Source organism: Chthoniobacterales bacterium (genome assembly GCA_018883245.1).
Lineage (GTDB): Bacteria > Verrucomicrobiota > Verrucomicrobiia > Chthoniobacterales > JACTMZ01 > JACTMZ01.
The window spans coordinates 45,066-61,823 of the sequence record VEQL01000003.1; the positions used below are offsets into that span (position 1 = coordinate 45,066).

General features: G+C 64.8%; 16 protein-coding genes. 14 read left to right on the forward strand and 2 right to left on the reverse strand.

The features are described 5' to 3' along the window. Positions 1-2: 2 nt before the first annotated feature. Complete coding sequence (gene metF / locus FGM15_01660; GenBank protein ID MBU3664572.1) at positions 3-890, reverse strand: methylenetetrahydrofolate reductase [NAD(P)H]; 888 nt, start codon at positions 888-890, stop codon at positions 3-5. Positions 891-1,151: 261 nt separating this feature from the next. Between metF and FGM15_01665 the strand changes: the two genes are divergently transcribed. From FGM15_01665 to FGM15_01685, 5 genes are read left to right on the forward strand one after another with little or no spacing between them, the layout of a single operon-like run. Beyond that, positions 1,152-2,114 carry an ATP-binding cassette domain-containing protein gene (locus FGM15_01665; protein MBU3664573.1) on the forward strand — a complete coding sequence of 321 codons (963 nt, stop codon included), beginning with the start codon at positions 1,152-1,154 and terminating at the stop codon, positions 2,112-2,114. Next, entirely contained in the window at positions 2,111-2,920 is an 810-nt protein-coding gene (locus FGM15_01670) for a hypothetical protein (GenBank protein ID MBU3664574.1), read from the forward strand. The genes FGM15_01665 and FGM15_01670 overlap by 4 nt, the downstream gene beginning before the upstream one ends. 5 nt (positions 2,921-2,925) lie before the next feature. Continuing rightward, entirely contained in the window at positions 2,926-3,684 is a 759-nt protein-coding gene (locus FGM15_01675; protein MBU3664575.1) for a TVP38/TMEM64 family protein, read from the forward strand. A gap of 23 nt (positions 3,685-3,707) precedes the next feature. Further along, on the forward strand, positions 3,708-4,325 hold the full coding sequence (locus FGM15_01680) for a hypothetical protein (GenBank protein ID MBU3664576.1): 618 nt from the start codon (positions 3,708-3,710) through the stop codon (positions 4,323-4,325). A 3-nt stretch (positions 4,326-4,328) separates the two neighbouring features. Next, positions 4,329-5,744 carry an N-acetylmuramoyl-L-alanine amidase gene (locus FGM15_01685; GenBank protein MBU3664577.1) on the forward strand — a complete coding sequence of 472 codons (1,416 nt, stop codon included), beginning with the start codon at positions 4,329-4,331 and terminating at the stop codon, positions 5,742-5,744. Here the strand turns inward: FGM15_01685 and FGM15_01690 are convergent. Beyond that, complete coding sequence (locus FGM15_01690; protein ID MBU3664578.1) at positions 5,741-6,799, reverse strand: phosphate acetyltransferase; 1,059 nt, start codon at positions 6,797-6,799, stop codon at positions 5,741-5,743. The genes FGM15_01685 and FGM15_01690 overlap by 4 nt on opposite strands. 158 nt (positions 6,800-6,957) lie before the next feature. Between FGM15_01690 and FGM15_01695 the strand changes: the two genes are divergently transcribed. The 9 genes from FGM15_01695 to FGM15_01735 all read left to right on the forward strand — a co-directional run bounded on the left by FGM15_01695 (position 6,958) and on the right by FGM15_01735 (position 16,757). After that, entirely contained in the window at positions 6,958-7,416 is a 459-nt protein-coding gene (locus FGM15_01695) for a division/cell wall cluster transcriptional repressor MraZ (GenBank protein MBU3664579.1), read from the forward strand. Between the two features lie 150 nt (positions 7,417-7,566). Further along, complete coding sequence (gene rsmH / locus FGM15_01700) at positions 7,567-8,556, forward strand: 16S rRNA (cytosine(1402)-N(4))-methyltransferase RsmH (protein MBU3664580.1); 990 nt, start codon at positions 7,567-7,569, stop codon at positions 8,554-8,556. Beyond that, positions 8,553-8,903 carry a hypothetical protein gene (locus FGM15_01705; protein MBU3664581.1) on the forward strand — a complete coding sequence of 117 codons (351 nt, stop codon included), beginning with the start codon at positions 8,553-8,555 and terminating at the stop codon, positions 8,901-8,903. The genes rsmH and FGM15_01705 overlap by 4 nt, the downstream gene beginning before the upstream one ends. Then, on the forward strand, positions 8,900-10,660 hold the full coding sequence (locus tag FGM15_01710; protein MBU3664582.1) for a penicillin-binding protein 2: 1,761 nt from the start codon (positions 8,900-8,902) through the stop codon (positions 10,658-10,660). The genes FGM15_01705 and FGM15_01710 overlap by 4 nt, the downstream gene beginning before the upstream one ends. 5 nt (positions 10,661-10,665) lie before the next feature. Continuing rightward, positions 10,666-12,165 (forward strand): UDP-N-acetylmuramoyl-L-alanyl-D-glutamate--2,6-diaminopimelate ligase, encoded by a 1,500-nt coding sequence (locus tag FGM15_01715; GenBank protein ID MBU3664583.1) that lies wholly within the window; start codon positions 10,666-10,668, stop codon positions 12,163-12,165. Continuing rightward, on the forward strand, positions 12,165-13,520 hold the full coding sequence (murF, locus tag FGM15_01720) for a UDP-N-acetylmuramoyl-tripeptide--D-alanyl-D-alanine ligase (protein ID MBU3664584.1): 1,356 nt from the start codon (positions 12,165-12,167) through the stop codon (positions 13,518-13,520). The genes FGM15_01715 and murF overlap by 1 nt, the downstream gene beginning before the upstream one ends. Beyond that, complete coding sequence (locus FGM15_01725; protein MBU3664585.1) at positions 13,520-14,668, forward strand: phospho-N-acetylmuramoyl-pentapeptide-transferase; 1,149 nt, start codon at positions 13,520-13,522, stop codon at positions 14,666-14,668. The genes murF and FGM15_01725 overlap by 1 nt, the downstream gene beginning before the upstream one ends. Further along, positions 14,581-16,023: a UDP-N-acetylmuramoyl-L-alanine--D-glutamate ligase gene (murD, locus tag FGM15_01730; GenBank protein ID MBU3664586.1), complete on the forward strand. Its 1,443-nt coding sequence runs from the start codon at positions 14,581-14,583 to the stop codon at positions 16,021-16,023. Before FGM15_01725 ends, murD begins: the two co-directional genes overlap by 88 nt. Further along, positions 16,020-16,757, forward strand: a complete 738-nt coding sequence (locus FGM15_01735) for a LysM peptidoglycan-binding domain-containing protein (GenBank protein ID MBU3664587.1) — start codon at positions 16,020-16,022, stop codon at positions 16,755-16,757. The genes murD and FGM15_01735 overlap by 4 nt, the downstream gene beginning before the upstream one ends. Position 16,758 lies beyond the last annotated feature (1 nt).

Here is a 16,758-nt window from a genome sequence, read left to right on the forward strand (position 1 = left end):
ATTCAAGACGGCTGCCGTTCAAGCGAGCGGGCGAGGGTGATCGCCGACGAGGAACGGTTCAAAATGTAAAGGTGGATCCCGGGCGCCCCGTGGCGGAGAAGCTCGCGGATTTGGTGGTAGGCCCAAGTGATGCCGACGGCTTCGGCCGCACGCGCATCGTCTTCGACAACCTGCAACTGCTCCACGAGTGCGGGCGGCAGCGACGACCCGCACATCGGCCCGAAGCGTTTCACCTGGGCCAGCGAGAGGGCCGGGAGCACGCCTGGAATAACGGGAAGGTCGATCCCGCGTGCGCGGCAGGCGCCGAGGAATTTGTAGTAGTGGTCGTTGTCGAAAAACAACTGCGTGGTGAGGAACGATGCCCCGGCGTCGGCCTTGATCTTGAGATGCGCCAGATCTTCCTCCATCGACGCGGCCTCGGGGTGCTTTTCCGGATAGGCCCCGGCCCCGAGACAAATGTCCGGGAAATTTTCCCGGATGAGCGCCACCAGGTCGCTGGCGTAGCGCAGTCCGTCCGGGCACGGCACAAACTCGGTCTGCCCTTTCGGCGGATCCCCGCGCAGGGCCATGATGTTGCGGATGCCGTCCGCGTGGTAGCCGGCGACGATGTCGAGAAGCTCTCCTTTGGTCGATCCAACGCACGTGAGGTGCGGCATGACACGCCAACCGAAGTCCTCGCGGAGGATTTTGGCGTATTGGAAGGTCCGCTCGCGCGTCGTGCCGCCTGCCCCGTAGGTGATGGATACGAAATCCGGATGGTAGGGGCGCAGCGCTTCGGCCGTGCGCAAGAGTTGCGCGCCGCCTTCGTCGTTCTTCGGCGGGAAGAACTCGACCGACAGAAGCGGTTTGCCCGAGGAGAGAAGTTCGGTGATCGGACGGTCGGGTTTCATGAGCGGCGACGCAAGATGCTGCACCGTGCAGCGGCGGTGCCCAAGGAAAATTGCGTTGCCAAACGGCGGAGCCGCGCTGGATGCTCCCGCCGTGCCATCCGATCCGACTGCGCAGACTTCATCCGCTTCCCCGGGGCCGCGCGTGCTCATTTCCTGCGCGGTGATTCTGCTCGCCGGATATGCCGTGCTTCTGGGGCGCGCGCCGTCAGTCGCCAGCGGAGTCGTGGTGCGCGTAGTTCCCGCGGAAACCGCGGTGTCACGATGAACGGACCGGTCAGAGCAGAAAACTTGAAGAAGGTTTTCGGCGCGCGCACCGCTCTTGATGACGTGAGTTTTTCCGTGGGCGAAGGAGAAATATTCGGCTTGCTGGGGCCCAACGGAGGGGGAAAAACCACGCTCTTCCGTATCTTGTCCACGCTCCTTCCGCCGACGGGCGGGACCGCAAGCGTGTGCGGACACGATGTGACGCGCGATCCCGCGGGGGTGCGGCGTTGCCTTGGTGTCGTCTTCCAATCGCCGAGCCTCGACCCGCAGCTCACGGTGGCGGAAAATCTGCGCTACGGAGGCAACCTCTACGGCCTGAATGGCGCGGGGTTGGAGGAGCGACTGCGGGAAATGGCGGAAGCGTTGCGCGTGGCCGATCGTTTGAATGACCGGGTGAAAATTCTATCCGGCGGCCTGCAACGGCGCGTCGAGATCGCCAAGAGTCTGCTGCCGCGTCCGCGCGTGCTGCTTCTCGACGAGCCCTCGACGGGCCTCGATCCCGTGGCGCGCGTGGATCTGTGGAGCATTCTCGAACAATTGCGTGCGAAATTTTCCATGACGGTGGTGCTCACCACGCACTTGATGGACGAGGGGGAGCGCTGCGACCGCGTAGCCATCCTGCACCACGGGAAACTGCTCGCCTGCGATGCGCCGTCCGCGTTGCGCGCCACGGTGGGGTCGGATGTCTTGACGCTTGTCGGGCGCGATCCGGCCGCTCTGGCGGAAAAGTTGCAGGCCGAATTCGGCTGGGCCGCGTCGCTGCAGGACGGCGAAGTGCGCGTGGAGATTCCCGCCGCGCATGAGCAAGTGGCGCGGATCGTCGAGGCTTTCCCCGGCGAGATACGGTCCGTGACAGCCGGGCATCCGACGCTTGAAGACGTGTTCGTCCGCCTCACCGGCGAGCGGTTGTCCGCGCCGTTTTTCGACGACGCACCGGCCCCGCGGAAGAAAAAGAAATGACCTCATCACCGGCAACATCTTCGCGCACGGGACTCTGGCTTCCGGCCTTGGCGCTTTGGAAGCGGGAGATCGTGCGCTTCCTGCGTCAGAAAAACCGCATCATCGGCGCACTGGCGACACCGTTGGTGTTCTGGCTTCTCATCGGCTCCGGCGTCGGCCCCGGTTTCCGTCTGCCCGGCCTGCCGGCGGACATGACCTATCTCGCCTATTTTTTCCCGGGCACGGTGGTCCTCATTCTTTTGTTCACCGCCATCTTTTCCACGATCTCGATCATCGAGGACCGCCGCGAAGGTTTTTTGCAGGGTGTCCTTGTCGCCCCGGTTGCGCCGGAAGCGATCGTCCTGGGGAAATTCCTCGGCGGCATGACACTCGCCGCGGGGCAGGGATTTGTCTTTTGCCTGGCTGCACCGCTCGCGGGATTGCCGCTTGATTTTTCCGTGGTCGCACGGCTGGTGCCGGCTTTGCTGCTTGCGGGTTTCGGTCTGGTCGGGCTGGGTTTTCTCATCGCGTGGCCTCTGGATTCGACGCAGGGTTTCCATGCCATCATGAATGTTTTTCTCATGCCGCTCTGGCTGCTTTCCGGATCGCTTTTTCCGGCGGCTCCCGACTCGTGGATGCGTTTTGCGGTGATGGCGAACCCCGTGGCCTACGCCACGGCGGCCGTGCGGCGCGCGTTCTACGGCGACGCCGCGGGCTTCGGCGCGCTGCCTGATTACGGCACGGCCATGTTCGCATCGGGGCTGTTCGCCTTGCTGATGTTCGCCCTCTCGGTCTGGATGGTGCGTCGCCGGCGCGGCGCGGCGTGAATCGCATGAAACCGGCGGTCAGGGCGACGGTGCTTCAAACGCTCGTGGCGCTGGCGGTGGTGGCCGCGCTCGTGTGGCTGGCGCGTTCCGCGCCGTTCCTGCGCGTCGTCGAAGACACCGAAAATGTCGTGAGCCGCTGGGGCGCCTTGAGCGTGCTCGCCTACCCGGCGATGGTGATGGTCGCGACGGTGCTGTTTCTGCCGGGAGGAATACTCAGCTTGGGGGGCGGATTTTTTTTCGGACTGTGGTGGGGGACGCTGCTCGTGCTCGCGGGAAACCTGCTCGGAGCGGCGGTTGCATTCTTCGTCGGACGCAAGCTCGGACGCCGGTTCGTCCGCAGCAGGATCCTGCGCGACCCGCGCTGGGCGGCGTTGGATGGAGCCATCGGCAAGCACGGGCCCCGCATCATATTTTTCAGCCAACTCAACCCGTTGTTTCCGACGAGTCTGTTCAACTATCTCTACGGTGTCACCAAGGTGCCGTTTTGGAGGTGCCTCCAGTGGGTCGCGCTGGGGCGCTTGCCGGGGATTTTCCTCTATTGCTACCTCGGCACGCTCGGGCAGTTGGGGATCCGCATTTTGCGTGGCGACTCGGAGCCGGGTCCTGCCGATTACGTCGTTTGGGGAGCTGGCCTTGTTGTCACCGTGGTCGTCGCGGGAATGCTCGGCCACACGGCGTCCAAGGTGATCGACGAATACCGGCGCTCCGTCCCCGCTGCGACGCCCGACGAGGACGAGGAGCAAGGGGATTGTTGCCGGTCTTAACTTGCGATAATTTGCGCGGCTCGATGCGCAGATTTTTTCCGGTTTTGTTCATGGTGGCAGCTTTGGCCGGTGTGCGCGGCGCGATTGCGGAGTCTGCGACCGCGCTGGATCGCAAACCCGAGGCGCGGAAAATCTGGGAGGTCAGCGTCGAGACGGCGCAAACGCTGGGCGCGGACAATTCCAGCGACAACTACTTCTCCACGCAGTTTGTCTCTTTGGCGGTCGAGCCGTTCCGTCCGCTGGTGCTCGGCCCGGTGCGCCTGCGGGGACAGCTGATCAACTCGTTCGTTGCCTCGGCGATTCTCGAGGGCCCCGACCAATATTTTCTCGGATGGGCGCCGCAGATCCGGGTGATCGCGCCGCTTGCGGACACGCGCTGGTCGCTTTACGGGACGTTCGGCGCCGGTATGGGGACCGCCCAGGCCAACCAAAACGCGACGGACGACGGCGGCTTGGGTCAGGACTTCAACTTCCTGCTCATGGCGAATGCCGGTCTGCGCTACGCGATCACCGAGTCGTGGTCGGTCTGGGCCGGAGGCATGTGGCTGCATTTGTCCAGTGCCGGCCAATCCGAACCGCAAAAACAGAACATCGGCGCGGATTCCTTCGGCGCGGTGATCGGAACGGGGTGGGCGTTTTAGGCGATGCGGGCGTTTCTCAAGCGGTCGCTCCTGGTCCTGGCTTTCGCTGCCGTGGCGTCGCCGGTCGGGGCTGCTGACGGTGCGGCGTCCTGGAAAATAATGCGCTTGGGCGGGCGCGATTATCTCCCTGTCTCGCAGATCGCCGCATTTTACCGGATGCAAGCTGTCCCGCGCGGCGACCGTGGTGTCGCGCTTTCCTCCGCGGAGCGCAGCATGAGTTTCGAAAAAGGTTCGCGCGAGGCCCGCATCGACGGCGTCAAGCATTGGCTGTCGTTTCCGGCCCTTTACTTCGCCGGACAGTTTTACGTCTCGCGCATGGACATGGCCAAGACGATCGATCCGATGATGCGTCCGCAAAAAATCCCGGGTCTCAAACCCGTGCACACGGTGGTGCTCGACCCGGGGCACGGTGCGCACGATCGCGGGGCCGTCAATCGCTGGAACGCGGAGAAGAATTACAATCTCGACATAAGCCGACGCATACGCGCCTACCTCAAGCAGGCCGGGTTGAGGGTTGTCATAACAAGGAGCCGCGATGAGTTCATCCCGCTGGAGCGCCGGCCGGCGGTGGCCAACCGTCTCGGCGACGGGACAATTTTTGTCAGTGTTCATTGCAACGCCTCGGGCGGGCGTGATTCCGTCGCCACCGGGTTCGAGGTTTTCTCCATGGCGCCGCGCGGCGCACCGAACAGCAACGACAGCTACCTGACGCGCCGCAGTTTTTCCCCCGAACGCGGGCATGCGCACGACCGGGCGAGCAATGTGCTCGCGGCTTCGATCCAGAGTGCGAAGCTCGGACGCGTGCCGATGTTCGACCGCGGAGTCAAACGGGCGCGTTTTGCCGTCCTGCGCCACGCCTCGGTGCCCGCGGCGCTCATCGAGTGCGGGTTCATGTCCAACCGGCAGGACGCGCGCAAGCTGCACACCGTGGAATGGCGCGAGCGCCTCGCTCAATCGGTCGCGATGGGCATCCTCGAATTTTGCAAGCTGGCGTCCGGGGGCGGGCGACCCAAGACGCTGGCGCAATATCGCGCCGAGGAGCAAGAGGCCTTGGCTGCCGCCGGATGGGATTACCAGCCGCTTGCCGGCATCGGCAACCTCGTGCGCTCGCCGGTGCCGGGGGTGTCCGGTTGGCGCGCACTGCTCGACGGTCCGCTGTCCGAGGAGATGCCGCCTTTCCGCTTGGAGTATGAGCCGGCCGGATGGGTGCTCCTGGAATCGTGGGCCGCGGGCTCGGCCGAAGATGCGCGTTCTGCCGCCGCGACCGGCGGCGCGGGCGCCGAACAGGCGAGGGAGTGGCCAGATCCTCCGGTCGGTTGGCCGGAGCTGCGCGGGTGGCGGATACTTGTTCCCGTCCGCGCTGACGGCGAGATTTTTGTGCCCTTCGAGTCCCCTGAGGGCGCCCCGGTGGCCGACTAACGCGCGGCCCGGCGTTTCTTGTCTTCGTCGGCCATTTCCTGGAGCCGGCGCATCTCGATGGCCTGCAGTCCGACGATGGCCGCCACGGCGGTGATGGTGTCGGTGTCATCCGCGCGCGACACGTCGGCCGCCGGCTTGGTGAGTCCGGTGATGATCTGTCCGTAGGCGCGCCCGCAGAGGATGCCGGCGAGCTTGCCCGCGATGTGTCCGCTGTTGAGGTCGGGAAACACGAGGACGTTGGCCCGCCCGGCGACTGCGCCCGCCACGGACTTCGCCTTGGCCGCTCCGGGCAGCAACGCGGCGTCGAGTTCGAGTTCGCCGTCGATTTCCACTTCGAGGTGCTTCGCCTGCGCCTGCTGCCGGGCCAACGCGGCGGCCGCGGCGATTTTTTCCGTTCCCGGCGTGACGGAGCTTCCTTTGGTCGAGAAGCTCAGGAGGGCCACGCGCGGCGTGTCGCCCGTGAGCTGCCGGCAAAGGTGCGCCGATTGCAGGGCGATGGCGGCGAGCTGATGCACGTCGGGCGATGGGATGACGCCGCAGTCGCCGAGCACGAGAACGCCGCGGTGCCCGATGTCATCGCGCCCCGTGTCGGCTATGACACAGCTGCTTACCAGATGCTGCGCTCCGGAGGGCTTGACCACGCGCAGAAGCGGGCGCAGAAGGGCCTGGGTGGCCGATTCGATGCCGCCGACCACGCCGTCGGCCCGGCCGTATTGCACCATCATCGCGGCATAATAGTTGGGGTTGAGCATGACCGTGCGCGCATCGGAAAGGCCGAGGTTCCGGTAGCGATCGAGCGTCTCAAGGAAGCGGCAGAAGTCGGGCAGATCAGCCGAGTTTTCCGGGTTGATCACGCCGAGGTGATCGAAGGGTATGCGCTCACGTCGCGCGAGATCCTCCACCACGGCGCGGCGCCCCAGGAGAATCGGGACGCCGAGACCCAGTTCGTAAAACCGTCGACCGGCACGGAGAACGCGCGGGTTTTCTCCCTCCGGGAAAACGATGCGTTTCGGATGGCGTCGCAGCCGGGCGAAAACAGATTCGATGAATTGCATGGCTTGCGCGCTGGCGGACAGCGTGGCCGAGACGGCGGGGAGTCTCAAGCACGGGCGGAAAAATTTCCGAGTTTTTTGCATGAAAGGGGTTGACGCTTGGTCGGCTTCAGTGGTTTAAAGTGGGTAAAAGTGGTGCCAAATGGCGCCCATTCCCTGAAATGCCAAGATCAGCCCCAGCTCCAATTGTCTACGCCGGCGAGTTCCGCCATGCGGTCGATGCCAAGCACCGCGTGACAATTCCCTCGCGTTGGCGGTCCGAGGACGACGGGGAGGAATTCTTTGCCGTGCCCGACCCCGCGGGAAAATTTCTGATGGTGATGCCCCCGCGGGAATTCGACCGCGTGAAGGCCGATGTGGAGGCCAACCCCGCGATCGCGCCGGCCGACCGCCGCAAATTCATCCGCCGATTTTATGCCCTCGCGCAGTTGGTCGCCGTGGACAAGCAGGGCCGCGTGCTGCTGCCCGAGGAACCGTGCCGCCGCCTGGGACTCGAAGGCGAAGTGGTGCTCATCGGCAGCCACAGCCGAATGGAAATCTGGAACCCGCAACGTTGGGCGGCCGCGACGGCCGAAGAGGACGAAGTCTTCCGCCGGGTGGCGGGGGAGGTCGGCCTGTAGCACGCCCTCGCTGCACGAACCCCCGGACAACAAAACGCACGAGCATGGCAAAGCCAGGACGCAAGTTCGCCTTCGGTTTTTCCGCGAAAAAAGACGCGGCGGGCCGGGCGGAAGGTGCGGTCTGCCTCCGTCTGCGCGTGCGCAGCGTTTATGAACAATTTGGCCTCCGAAAACCCGCAAACCAGCGCAAACATTGACGCGCCCTTCTGGCACCGCCCGGTAATGAGCACCGAGGTGGTAGCCATGCTGCGGCCCGCGTCCGGGCGCGTGTTTCTCGACGGGACCCTGGGCGGGGGCGGCCACAGCGGGGCTCTCCTCTCAGCCGGTGCGCGCGTGGTCGGGGTCGACCGCGATCCGGAAGCGTTGGCCGAGGCTTCGTCACGCCTCGCGAGCTACGGGGAAAACTTCCGCGCGGTGCGGGGAAATTTCGCCGATGCGGCGGAGCTGCCGCCCGTTCTCGATTCCGCTCCTTATGACGGGGCTGTCCTCGATCTTGGCGTCTCCTCCCATCAACTTGACTCGGCGCATCGGGGGTTCAGCTTCCGCCATGACGGCCCGCTCGACATGCGCATGGACCCATCGCTGGGTGCAAGCGCGGCCGATCTGGTGAACACGGTCGAAGAGGGCGAACTGGCCCGCATTCTCCGCGAATACGGCGAAGAACCGCAGGCACGCCGCATTGCGCGGGCCATCGTGGCCGAGAGAAACCGGCTGCCTTTCACGCGCACCGGCCAGTTGGCGGCGCTGATCGAAAAGGTGCTCGGGCGCCGGGGACGGACGCATCCGGCCACCCGCTCATTCCAGGCCCTGCGCATCGCGGTGAATGACGAACTCGGTTCGCTTCGCCGCGCACTGGAATCCATCCCGGGGTTGCTGCGCGCCGGCGCGCGTCTGGTTGTCATCACTTTTCATTCGCTCGAAGACCGTCTGGTCAAAACGTTCTTCCGTGCGGGCAGCGAGCAGTGGCTCGATCGCCCCGAGTGGCCCGCACCTCAGCCCAATCCCGGATGGCGCTTCCGGGACCTGACCCGTCATCCGGTCGAAGCCGGCGCGGAGGAAGTGGCGGTCAACCCGCGGGCTCGCTCGGCGCGGTTGCGCGCCGTGGAAATCCTTGCCATGCAACAGGAGGTGGCGGCATGAGGCGTGCCGGGCACGACCATACCCTCCCGCTCGGACCACTCATGCGCTGGGTGGTGCTTGTTTTTCTGGCCGGACTGCTCGGACTTTGCTTCGTGCATATGAAGCACAAGCTCAAGGTGGACGGAGACCGCTGCCGCGACCTCGAGCAGTCCGTGGCCGACTTGGACGAGAAACTCAAGGTGGCCGACAACGAGATCATGCGCCTCACTTCGCGCCCGGCTCTCGAGCGGAGACGCGAGGAAGGATTCATCCGCATGATCGAAGTGCAGGCCAACCGCATGGTGCGCCTGCGTCTGTCGGAAACGCAGTCGGCGCCGATTGCATCGGCCAGGGAGGTCGCGCCATGAGCAGCGCCACCCATCGCCGGGCGGGCATTGTTTGCGTCGGGTTGGCCCTCGTCTTCAGTGTTTATTCCGGGCGTCTCGTTCATCTTCAGGTCGGCAAGCACCGCGAATACGCGCAGCTGGCGGTGGAAAAAACCGCCAAGAAAAAAGTTGTTCCGGCCGAGCGGGGAATAATCACCGATCTCCACGGCGAGCCGCTGGCGGTCAATGTCCCGATTTACTCCGTCGTGGTGGACGGCACGCTGGTCACGGATCGTCCCCGCCTTGTCGGTATTCTCGCGCGGATGCTGAATCTTCCGCCGGAGCAAGTCACGGAGCGTATTGCGCCGAAACGACCCTATATCGTCGTGCAGCGCAAGGTGGATGCCGAGACAAAGAGCCTTCTGCAGAAGGAACTCGCCGCCGCGAAACTGCGCGGCGTGATGTATGAGCCCGAGCCGGTGCGCAATTACCCCAACGACTCGATGCTCGCGCCGGTCATCGGATTCCTCGACCACGACGGCCGCGGTGTCCAGGGCGTGGAGATGATGATGGAGCCCTACCTGCGGGGCGAAGACGGATTCGTTTACACATCGCGCGATCGTATGGGCCGGGAAATCGTCGCCTACCGCGGCCTGGAGCGACCGCCGCGCAACGGTATGACTGTGCAGCTCACCATCGACCTGGCGCTGCAGGACATTGTCGAGGAGGAATTGGCCGAGGCCTACCGCATGCTCCGGCCGCGCATGATCTCTGCCGTGTTTGTGCGTCCGCGCACGGGTGAGATTCTGGCCATGGCGACGCTGCCGGGTTTCAACCCGAACGACCCTGGCAACGCGGAGATCGAATCGACGAAGAACCGCTCGATCATCGACATCTACGAGCCGGGATCGACTTTCAAACTGGTTGTCATCTCGGCGGCTCTCGAAGAGCGCGCCGTCACCCCCGAGACGGTCTTCCACTGTGAGAACGGCAGCTTCGCCTACGCGGGGAAAACGCTGCGCGACGTGCACGCCTACGGCCCGCTTTCGGTCCACGACATCCTCGTCAAGTCGTCGAACATCGGCTGCGCGAAAATCGCGATGCATCTCGGCGCGGACAAATTCCACGAATACATCCGCCGGTTCGGGTTCGGCGAGCGCACCGGCCTCGGTCTTCCCGGCGAAGTCGGCGGAATCGTGCGTCCGCGCCACAGTTGGAACGGGCTTTCCATCACGCGCGTCCCCATGGGCCACGAAGTCGCGGTCACGCCGCTGCAGGTGGTCATGGCGCTTTCCGCCATCGCCAACGGCGGCAACATGATGCTTCCGCAGATCGTGCAGTCGGTTCGTGACGATTCCGGCAAAGAGGTCGTTTCCCTGCGTCCGCAGGTTGTGCGCCGCGTGGTGAGTGAGGAAACGGCCGCGCAGGTTTCTTCGGCTTTGGCAGAAGTGGTGAGCGAACGCGGCACGGCGCGCCTTGCGGCATTCCCGGGGTTCCGCGTCGCGGGCAAGACGGGGACCGCGCAGCGCGTCGATCCCAAGGGCGGCTACACGCCGGGAAAGTATGTGGTTTCCTTCGCGGGATATTTCCCCGCGGGTAATCCCGAGGTCGCCGGTATCGTGGTGGTGGACGACCCCGGCACGCCCGGGGGCACGGTTTACGGCGGCACCATCGCTGCGCCGATTTTCTCGGCCATCGGCGCCCGGATGGCCCGACAAATGGACCTTGAACCCGAGACGGAGGAATCCGACGGGGCCACCGTCGCCCTGCTGCCGGCGGTGCAGGAGGAGGTCAATTGAGCGGCATGAATCTCTCGAAAATCATCGCGGCTCTGCCGCCCGGATCGCTCGAGGTGGCGGGGACGCCCGATCGCGAGATCGCATCGATCACGCACGACTCGCGTCGCGCCGGCCCCGGGTCGCTTTTTGCCGCGCTGCCAAGTGTCACCCCGGGGCGCGGTGCTGAAGCGGCGGCTGGCGGCGCGGGCTTCGTGCTCGAGGCCGTCGAAAAAGGCGCTGTCGCCGTGCTCACGTCCGCGGACATCGATGTTCCGCGCGCCACCGTGCTGCGCGTTCCGGATCCGCGGGCTGCGCTGGCGGATGCCGCCGCGCGCTTTTACCGCCACCCGTCGCTGCAGTTGCAGACCGCGGGTGTCACCGGCACTAACGGCAAAACCACGACGACCTTCCTCATCAAGCATCTTCTCGACGCGGCCGAGCGGCCTTGCGGCCTCATCGGCACGGTGCGCTACGTGATCGGGCCGCGCGAGCTTCCGGCTGCGCGCACCACGCCGGAGGTTGATGACGTGCAGCGTCTCATGCGGGAGATGCGCGACGTCAACTGCCGCGCTGCCGTCATGGAAGTCTCCAGCCATGCGCTAGACCAGGGACGCGTGCGCGGGGTCGAGTTCGACGCGGCGGTATTCACCAATCTCACGCAGGACCATCTCGATTACCACGGGACGATGGAGGAATACTTCCGCGCCAAGAGCCGCCTTTTCGCGCAACTCGCGGCGCAGAAGCAGAAGCGCGGAAAGGCCGTGCTCAACATCGACGACCGCCACGGCCGGCGGCTGCTCGACGAGTCGGGCGAAGCCGTGGAGGCAATCACCTACGGCCAATCGTCGAACGCGATGTTCCGCGCGACCGATCTGCGCACGGACTTGCACGGGACCCGCTACACGCTGGAAGCGGGAGGGAGGAGTTTTCTCGTCCGGCTTCCCCTGTTCGGTTCCTTCAACGTTTACAACTCTCTTGCAGCACTCGCGGCCATGCAGGCGTTGGGGCACGACGTTCGCAAGTCGGTCGATGCCTTGAAGAGCGCTCCGCAGGTTCCGGGGCGCCTCGAAATGGTCCAAGGGCCCAAGTCGTTCCGCGTGTTCGTCGATTACGCGCACACGCCGGATGCTTTGGAAAATGTCCTTCGCACCCTGCGTTCACTCGAACCGCAGCGGCTGGTCACTGTCTTCGGTTGCGGGGGCGACCGCGATCGCGCCAAGCGCGGGCCGATGGGGCGTGCCGCGGAAGAGCTTTCCGACTGGTGCATCGTCACCTCCGACAACCCGCGCAGCGAGGATCCCGAGGCCATTTGCCGCGAAATCACCGCGGCCCTGCGCGGAAACAACCACGAGGTGGTGACCGACCGCCGCGCAGCCATCCGCCGGGCTGTGGCCATGGCGGGCCCGGGTGACATTGTGCTCATCGCGGGCAAAGGGCACGAGGACTACCAGGAATTTGCCGACCGCAAGGTCCCGTTTGACGACGTTGCCGAATCAGCAGCGGCTATCAGGGGGAAGGCTGCGTGATGGATCCGACACCGATTCAACTCATTGCAGGGGCCTGCGGCGGCAAACTTTTGCGCGGGGATGGGAACCGTGCGGTGGACTGCATATCGAAAGATTCGCGCACCATCGCCCCCGGGAGCCTTTATTGGGCTTTGCAGGGCGAAAACCACGACGGCCACGACTTCGCGTCAGCCGCGGCGGCGGCCGGGGCGGCGGCTGCCGTGGTCGGGCGCGAGCCTGCCGGATGGCCGGCGCACCTGCCCCTCGTTCTTGTGGATGACACCCAGGATGCGCTGACCCGCCTTGCCGCGTGGCATCGCGACCGTCTGCACGCACGTGTCATCTGCATCACCGGAAGCAACGGAAAAACCAGCACGAAAGATTTCACGGCTTCCGTTGCTGCCACGCGTTTCGCCGTCAACAAGACCGAGGGCAACTTGAACAACCACCTCGGCCTGCCGCTGACGATCCTGACCGCCAAAACAACCGACGAGGTTGCGGTGTGGGAGATCGGCATGAATCACGAAGGGGAGATCGCCGCGCTGGCGCGGTTGGCGCGCCCGGACATCGGCATCATCACCAACGTGGGCGTGGCACACATCGAATTTCTCGGGTCGCGCGAAGCGATCGCGCGGGAAAAAGGCGCACTGGCCGAGGCCTTGGGTCCGGACGCCGTGCTCGCGATGCCTTGCGATGACGACTTCACGGCAACGATCTGCGCCCGGACGAAAGCGCGGGTCGTTCTCGCGGGGGCGGACGGGCGCCTGAGCGCGGAGAGTCTCCGTCCCGCGGCGAACGGCCTCGATTTCGAACTTGTTTCCGGAAAAGAGCGCGTCGCGGCGCATCTTCCGGTTTTCGGCGAGCACATGGTGCGCAACGCGTTGTTGGCCGTGGCGGCCGGACTCGAGCTGGGGCTGAGTCTCCGCGAATGTGCGTCCGGCCTTGCCTCGACCAAGCTGTCCGCGCGTCGTCTGGCTTGCCTCGATGTGCGGGGTGTCACCGTTCTCGACGACAGTTACAATGCCAACCCGGATTCGATGGAGGCCGCGTTGCACGCGCTGCGCGGTTTGCCCGGCGGAGGCAAACGCTTTGCCGTGCTTGGGCGGATGGGCGAACTCGGTTCCTACGCGGAGGAAGGTTACCGGCGCGTGGGCCGGACGGCCGCGGGCACGATCGACATTCTCATCGCCGTTGGGCCGGAAACGGGAGTCATGGCCGAGGAGGCCGAGTCGGCCGGGGCGCGCGAAGTGCGCCGCGCTTCCGACACTTCGGAGGCCGCGCGCTTGCTGCGCGATCTCGCGCGTCCGGGCGACGCGGTTGTCATCAAGGGTAGCCGCGCGGCGCGCATGGAACGGGTTTTGGAGGAGTTTTCCTGATGCTTTACTACCTCCATATCCTGCACGACTACGGCATCGGGCTCGACTCGGAGTTCCTGAAGGCCTTCAACGTTTTCCAATACATCACGTTCCGGGCGGTGGCGGCCGGGGTGACGGCGTTCCTGCTGAGTCTTTTCTTCGGGAACTGGGTGATCCGCCATCTGGTGTCGCTCAAGCTCGGTCAACCGATCCGCTCGCAGGACGAGGTTCACCGCCTGCACGAGCTGCACGGCGCCAAGGCCGGAACGCCCACCATGGGCGGCGTTCTGCTGCTCGGCGCGATCCTCATTTCGACGCTGCTCTGGGCGCGTCCGACCAACACGCTCGTCTGGCTCGCGCTGTTCTCGGTCATCTACCTCGGCACCGTCGGTTTCATCGATGACTACCTCAAGGTGACGAAAAAGTCTTCGGACGGCATCAGCAGCCGACTCAAGTTCGCGCTCCAGTGCGTGCTCGCCGTTTTCATCACCGGCTATTTCCTCTTCGCGCTTTGGCTCAACGACATGCCTTGGGATCTTTACGTCCCGTTCTCCAAGGAGCCTGTTGTCCATCTGCGCGTGGCTTTCCCTTTCATCTTCACCTTCATTGTGGCCCTCGTCTTTTACCTGCTTGTCATTGTCGGTTCGTCGAACGCGGTGAACCTCACCGACGGTCTCGACGGTCTCGCCGCCGGTTGCACGGCGACGGTGGCTTTCGGGTTTGCCGTCCTCACCTACGCCGCCGGACATCACAAGATCGCCCAGTATCTGCAGATTCCCTACGTGCCGTTTTCGGGGGAACTCGCGGTCGTTTGTCTCGCGCTGGTTGGTGCGGCGCTTGGTTTCCTTTGGTGGAATTGCCACCCGGCGCGCGTGTTCATGGGCGACACGGGATCACTCGCCATCGGGGGTTTGCTCGGTGTGGTGGCCATCGCGGCCAAGCAAGAGTTGCTCCTCGCGCTCATCGGCGGCGTGTTCGTGCTCGAGGCCGGCTCGGTGATTCTCCAAGTCGCGAGCTTCAAATTGACAGGCAAGCGCATCTTCAAGATGTCGCCCTTGCATCATCACTTCGAACTGAGCGGGTGGAAAGAGAGCACGGTGATCGTGCGGTTCTGGATCCTCTCGGTGATTTTCGCCCTTCTCGGGCTGGCAACTCTCAAACTCCGGTGAACGACGAGGACTACAACGGAAAACGCGCGCTGGTGCTCGGCTTGGGGCGCAGCGGGGAGGCGGCCGCCAGCCTTCTGCTCGAACGCGGTGCGACGGTGACCGTGCTCGACTCCGGAGACCCGGCCCCGCGCGGGGCGTCGGCCGGAAAACTTTCCTCGCGCGGCGCGCGTGTCGTTTTGGGGGACGACGCGTTGCGCTGCGCGATGGACTTTGACTTCGCGGTTCTCAGCCCGGGGATCGATCCCGCGGTGCCGCTCGCGCGGAGACCTGTCGAGGCCGGTGTTCCGTTGATCGGGGAGATCGAGTTGGCCTTCCGCAGCTGCCGCTGCCCCGTGGTGGCCATCACGGGGACCAACGGGAAGACCACGACAACCGGGCTCACCGCGGCTCTCCTCGCGGCGGCCGGGCTGCAGGTCGAGGCTTGCGGCAACATCGGCCTTCCTTTCAGCGAGGTGGCCGCGCGCAGCACCGCTCTCGACGCGGCGGTGGTGGAGATCAGCTCCTTCCAACTTGAAACCACGGACACTTTTCGTCCCCGGGTGGCGGTCTGGACAAACTTCAGCGCAAACCATCTGGACCGCTACCCGGATGTCGATTCCTACCGCGCGGCGAAACTGCGCATTTTCGAGCGCCAAACGGGGGATGATTTCGCGGTGACCAACGCACGCGAAGAGTTGCCCGCCCTGCGTGCGCGGCGTGTCACGTTCACCGCCGCGCCGGACGTCGGGGCCGACTTCACGTTGTCGGGAGGCGGGGAAATTTTGCACCGCGGCAAACCGGTCATCGCTTTGAGCGAGACAAAACTTCGCGGCCCGCACAATGCGGAGAATCTCATGGCGGCACTCGCCGCGGGCGCCTGCCTCGGGGTGGATCTCGGCGCCATGCTTCCGGGTGCTCGCGCTTACGATCCGCCGCCGCACCGCTGCGAATTCGTGCGCGACATTGACGGTGTCACATGGGTGAACGACTCCAAATCGACCAACCTCGATGCGCTCTCCCGCGCCCTGCAGGGGCAAACCGGTGGTGTCGTCCTCATCGCGGGGGGCAAAAACAAAGGTTTCGACTTCGCACCCTTGGCAACGGTGGTGAAACAGCGTGTTCACGATGCCGTTCTGATCGGCGAAATGCGCGAGTCCATCGCGCGCGACTGGGCTGCCGCCTGCGCCTGCCACTGCGAGCCGACCCTGGTAGCTGCTGTCGCCAAGGCTCGCAGCCTCGCCCGCGCCGGCGACACCGTCCTTTTTTCGCCCGGCACTTCATCGTTCGACATGTTCCGCAGCTACGAGGAACGCGGCGATCTTTTCAAACAATTCACCCGCCTGATCCAAACCAACACAACCACACCACAATCATGAGAATACCATTGTTCAGCAAACTGACGGCCAAGTCCCGCGGCCGCAAAGTGGTGCGCGCCACGGCGGCGCGTGCCATGCGCGGAGCGGACGAGGAATACTACGAAGCCGAACCCAACATGAAGCTGTCCCACGCCTTCATGGTCGTGCTGATTCTGCACGTCGTCGCGGTCGGGGGTATTTACGCCTTCAACAAGATCAAAGTGCAGAAGAGTGGCGACCTTCTGGTGAATATTACCGATAAGATCTCGAAAGTGTCCGGAGGCGCGGCATCCGCGAAATCCCAGCCTGCGACTGCACCGTCCGCATCCGCCGTTGCCGCCGCGCCCTCAGCGGAAATGGTGCCCAGCGCACGCCTCACGAGCGATGATGCGGACGAACCGCTGCCGGCCGTAGTTTCGAATGTGCCGACGGGCGGACCCGCCATCGCCGCCGCGTCCACCGTCGCGCCTGCCGCCGAACAAACAACGCCGGTCGTTTCCGCATCTGCCGTCGCGGCCCCGGCCAAGACAGCGGTGAAGTCCGCCGAAGCCTTGCAGTCCAAGACCGCGCCCAAGGTCGAGACCAAGGCGGCCGCGGCATCCGGGACTTACAAGGTGGCGAAGGGGGACAACCCTTACACCATCGCGAAGAAACTCGGCGTGCGCTACCAGGACTTGCTCAAGGCCAACGGTATCGACGACCCGACAAAATTGCAGATCGGCCAAGTGCTCAAAGCTCCGCCCAAAGCGAACTGAC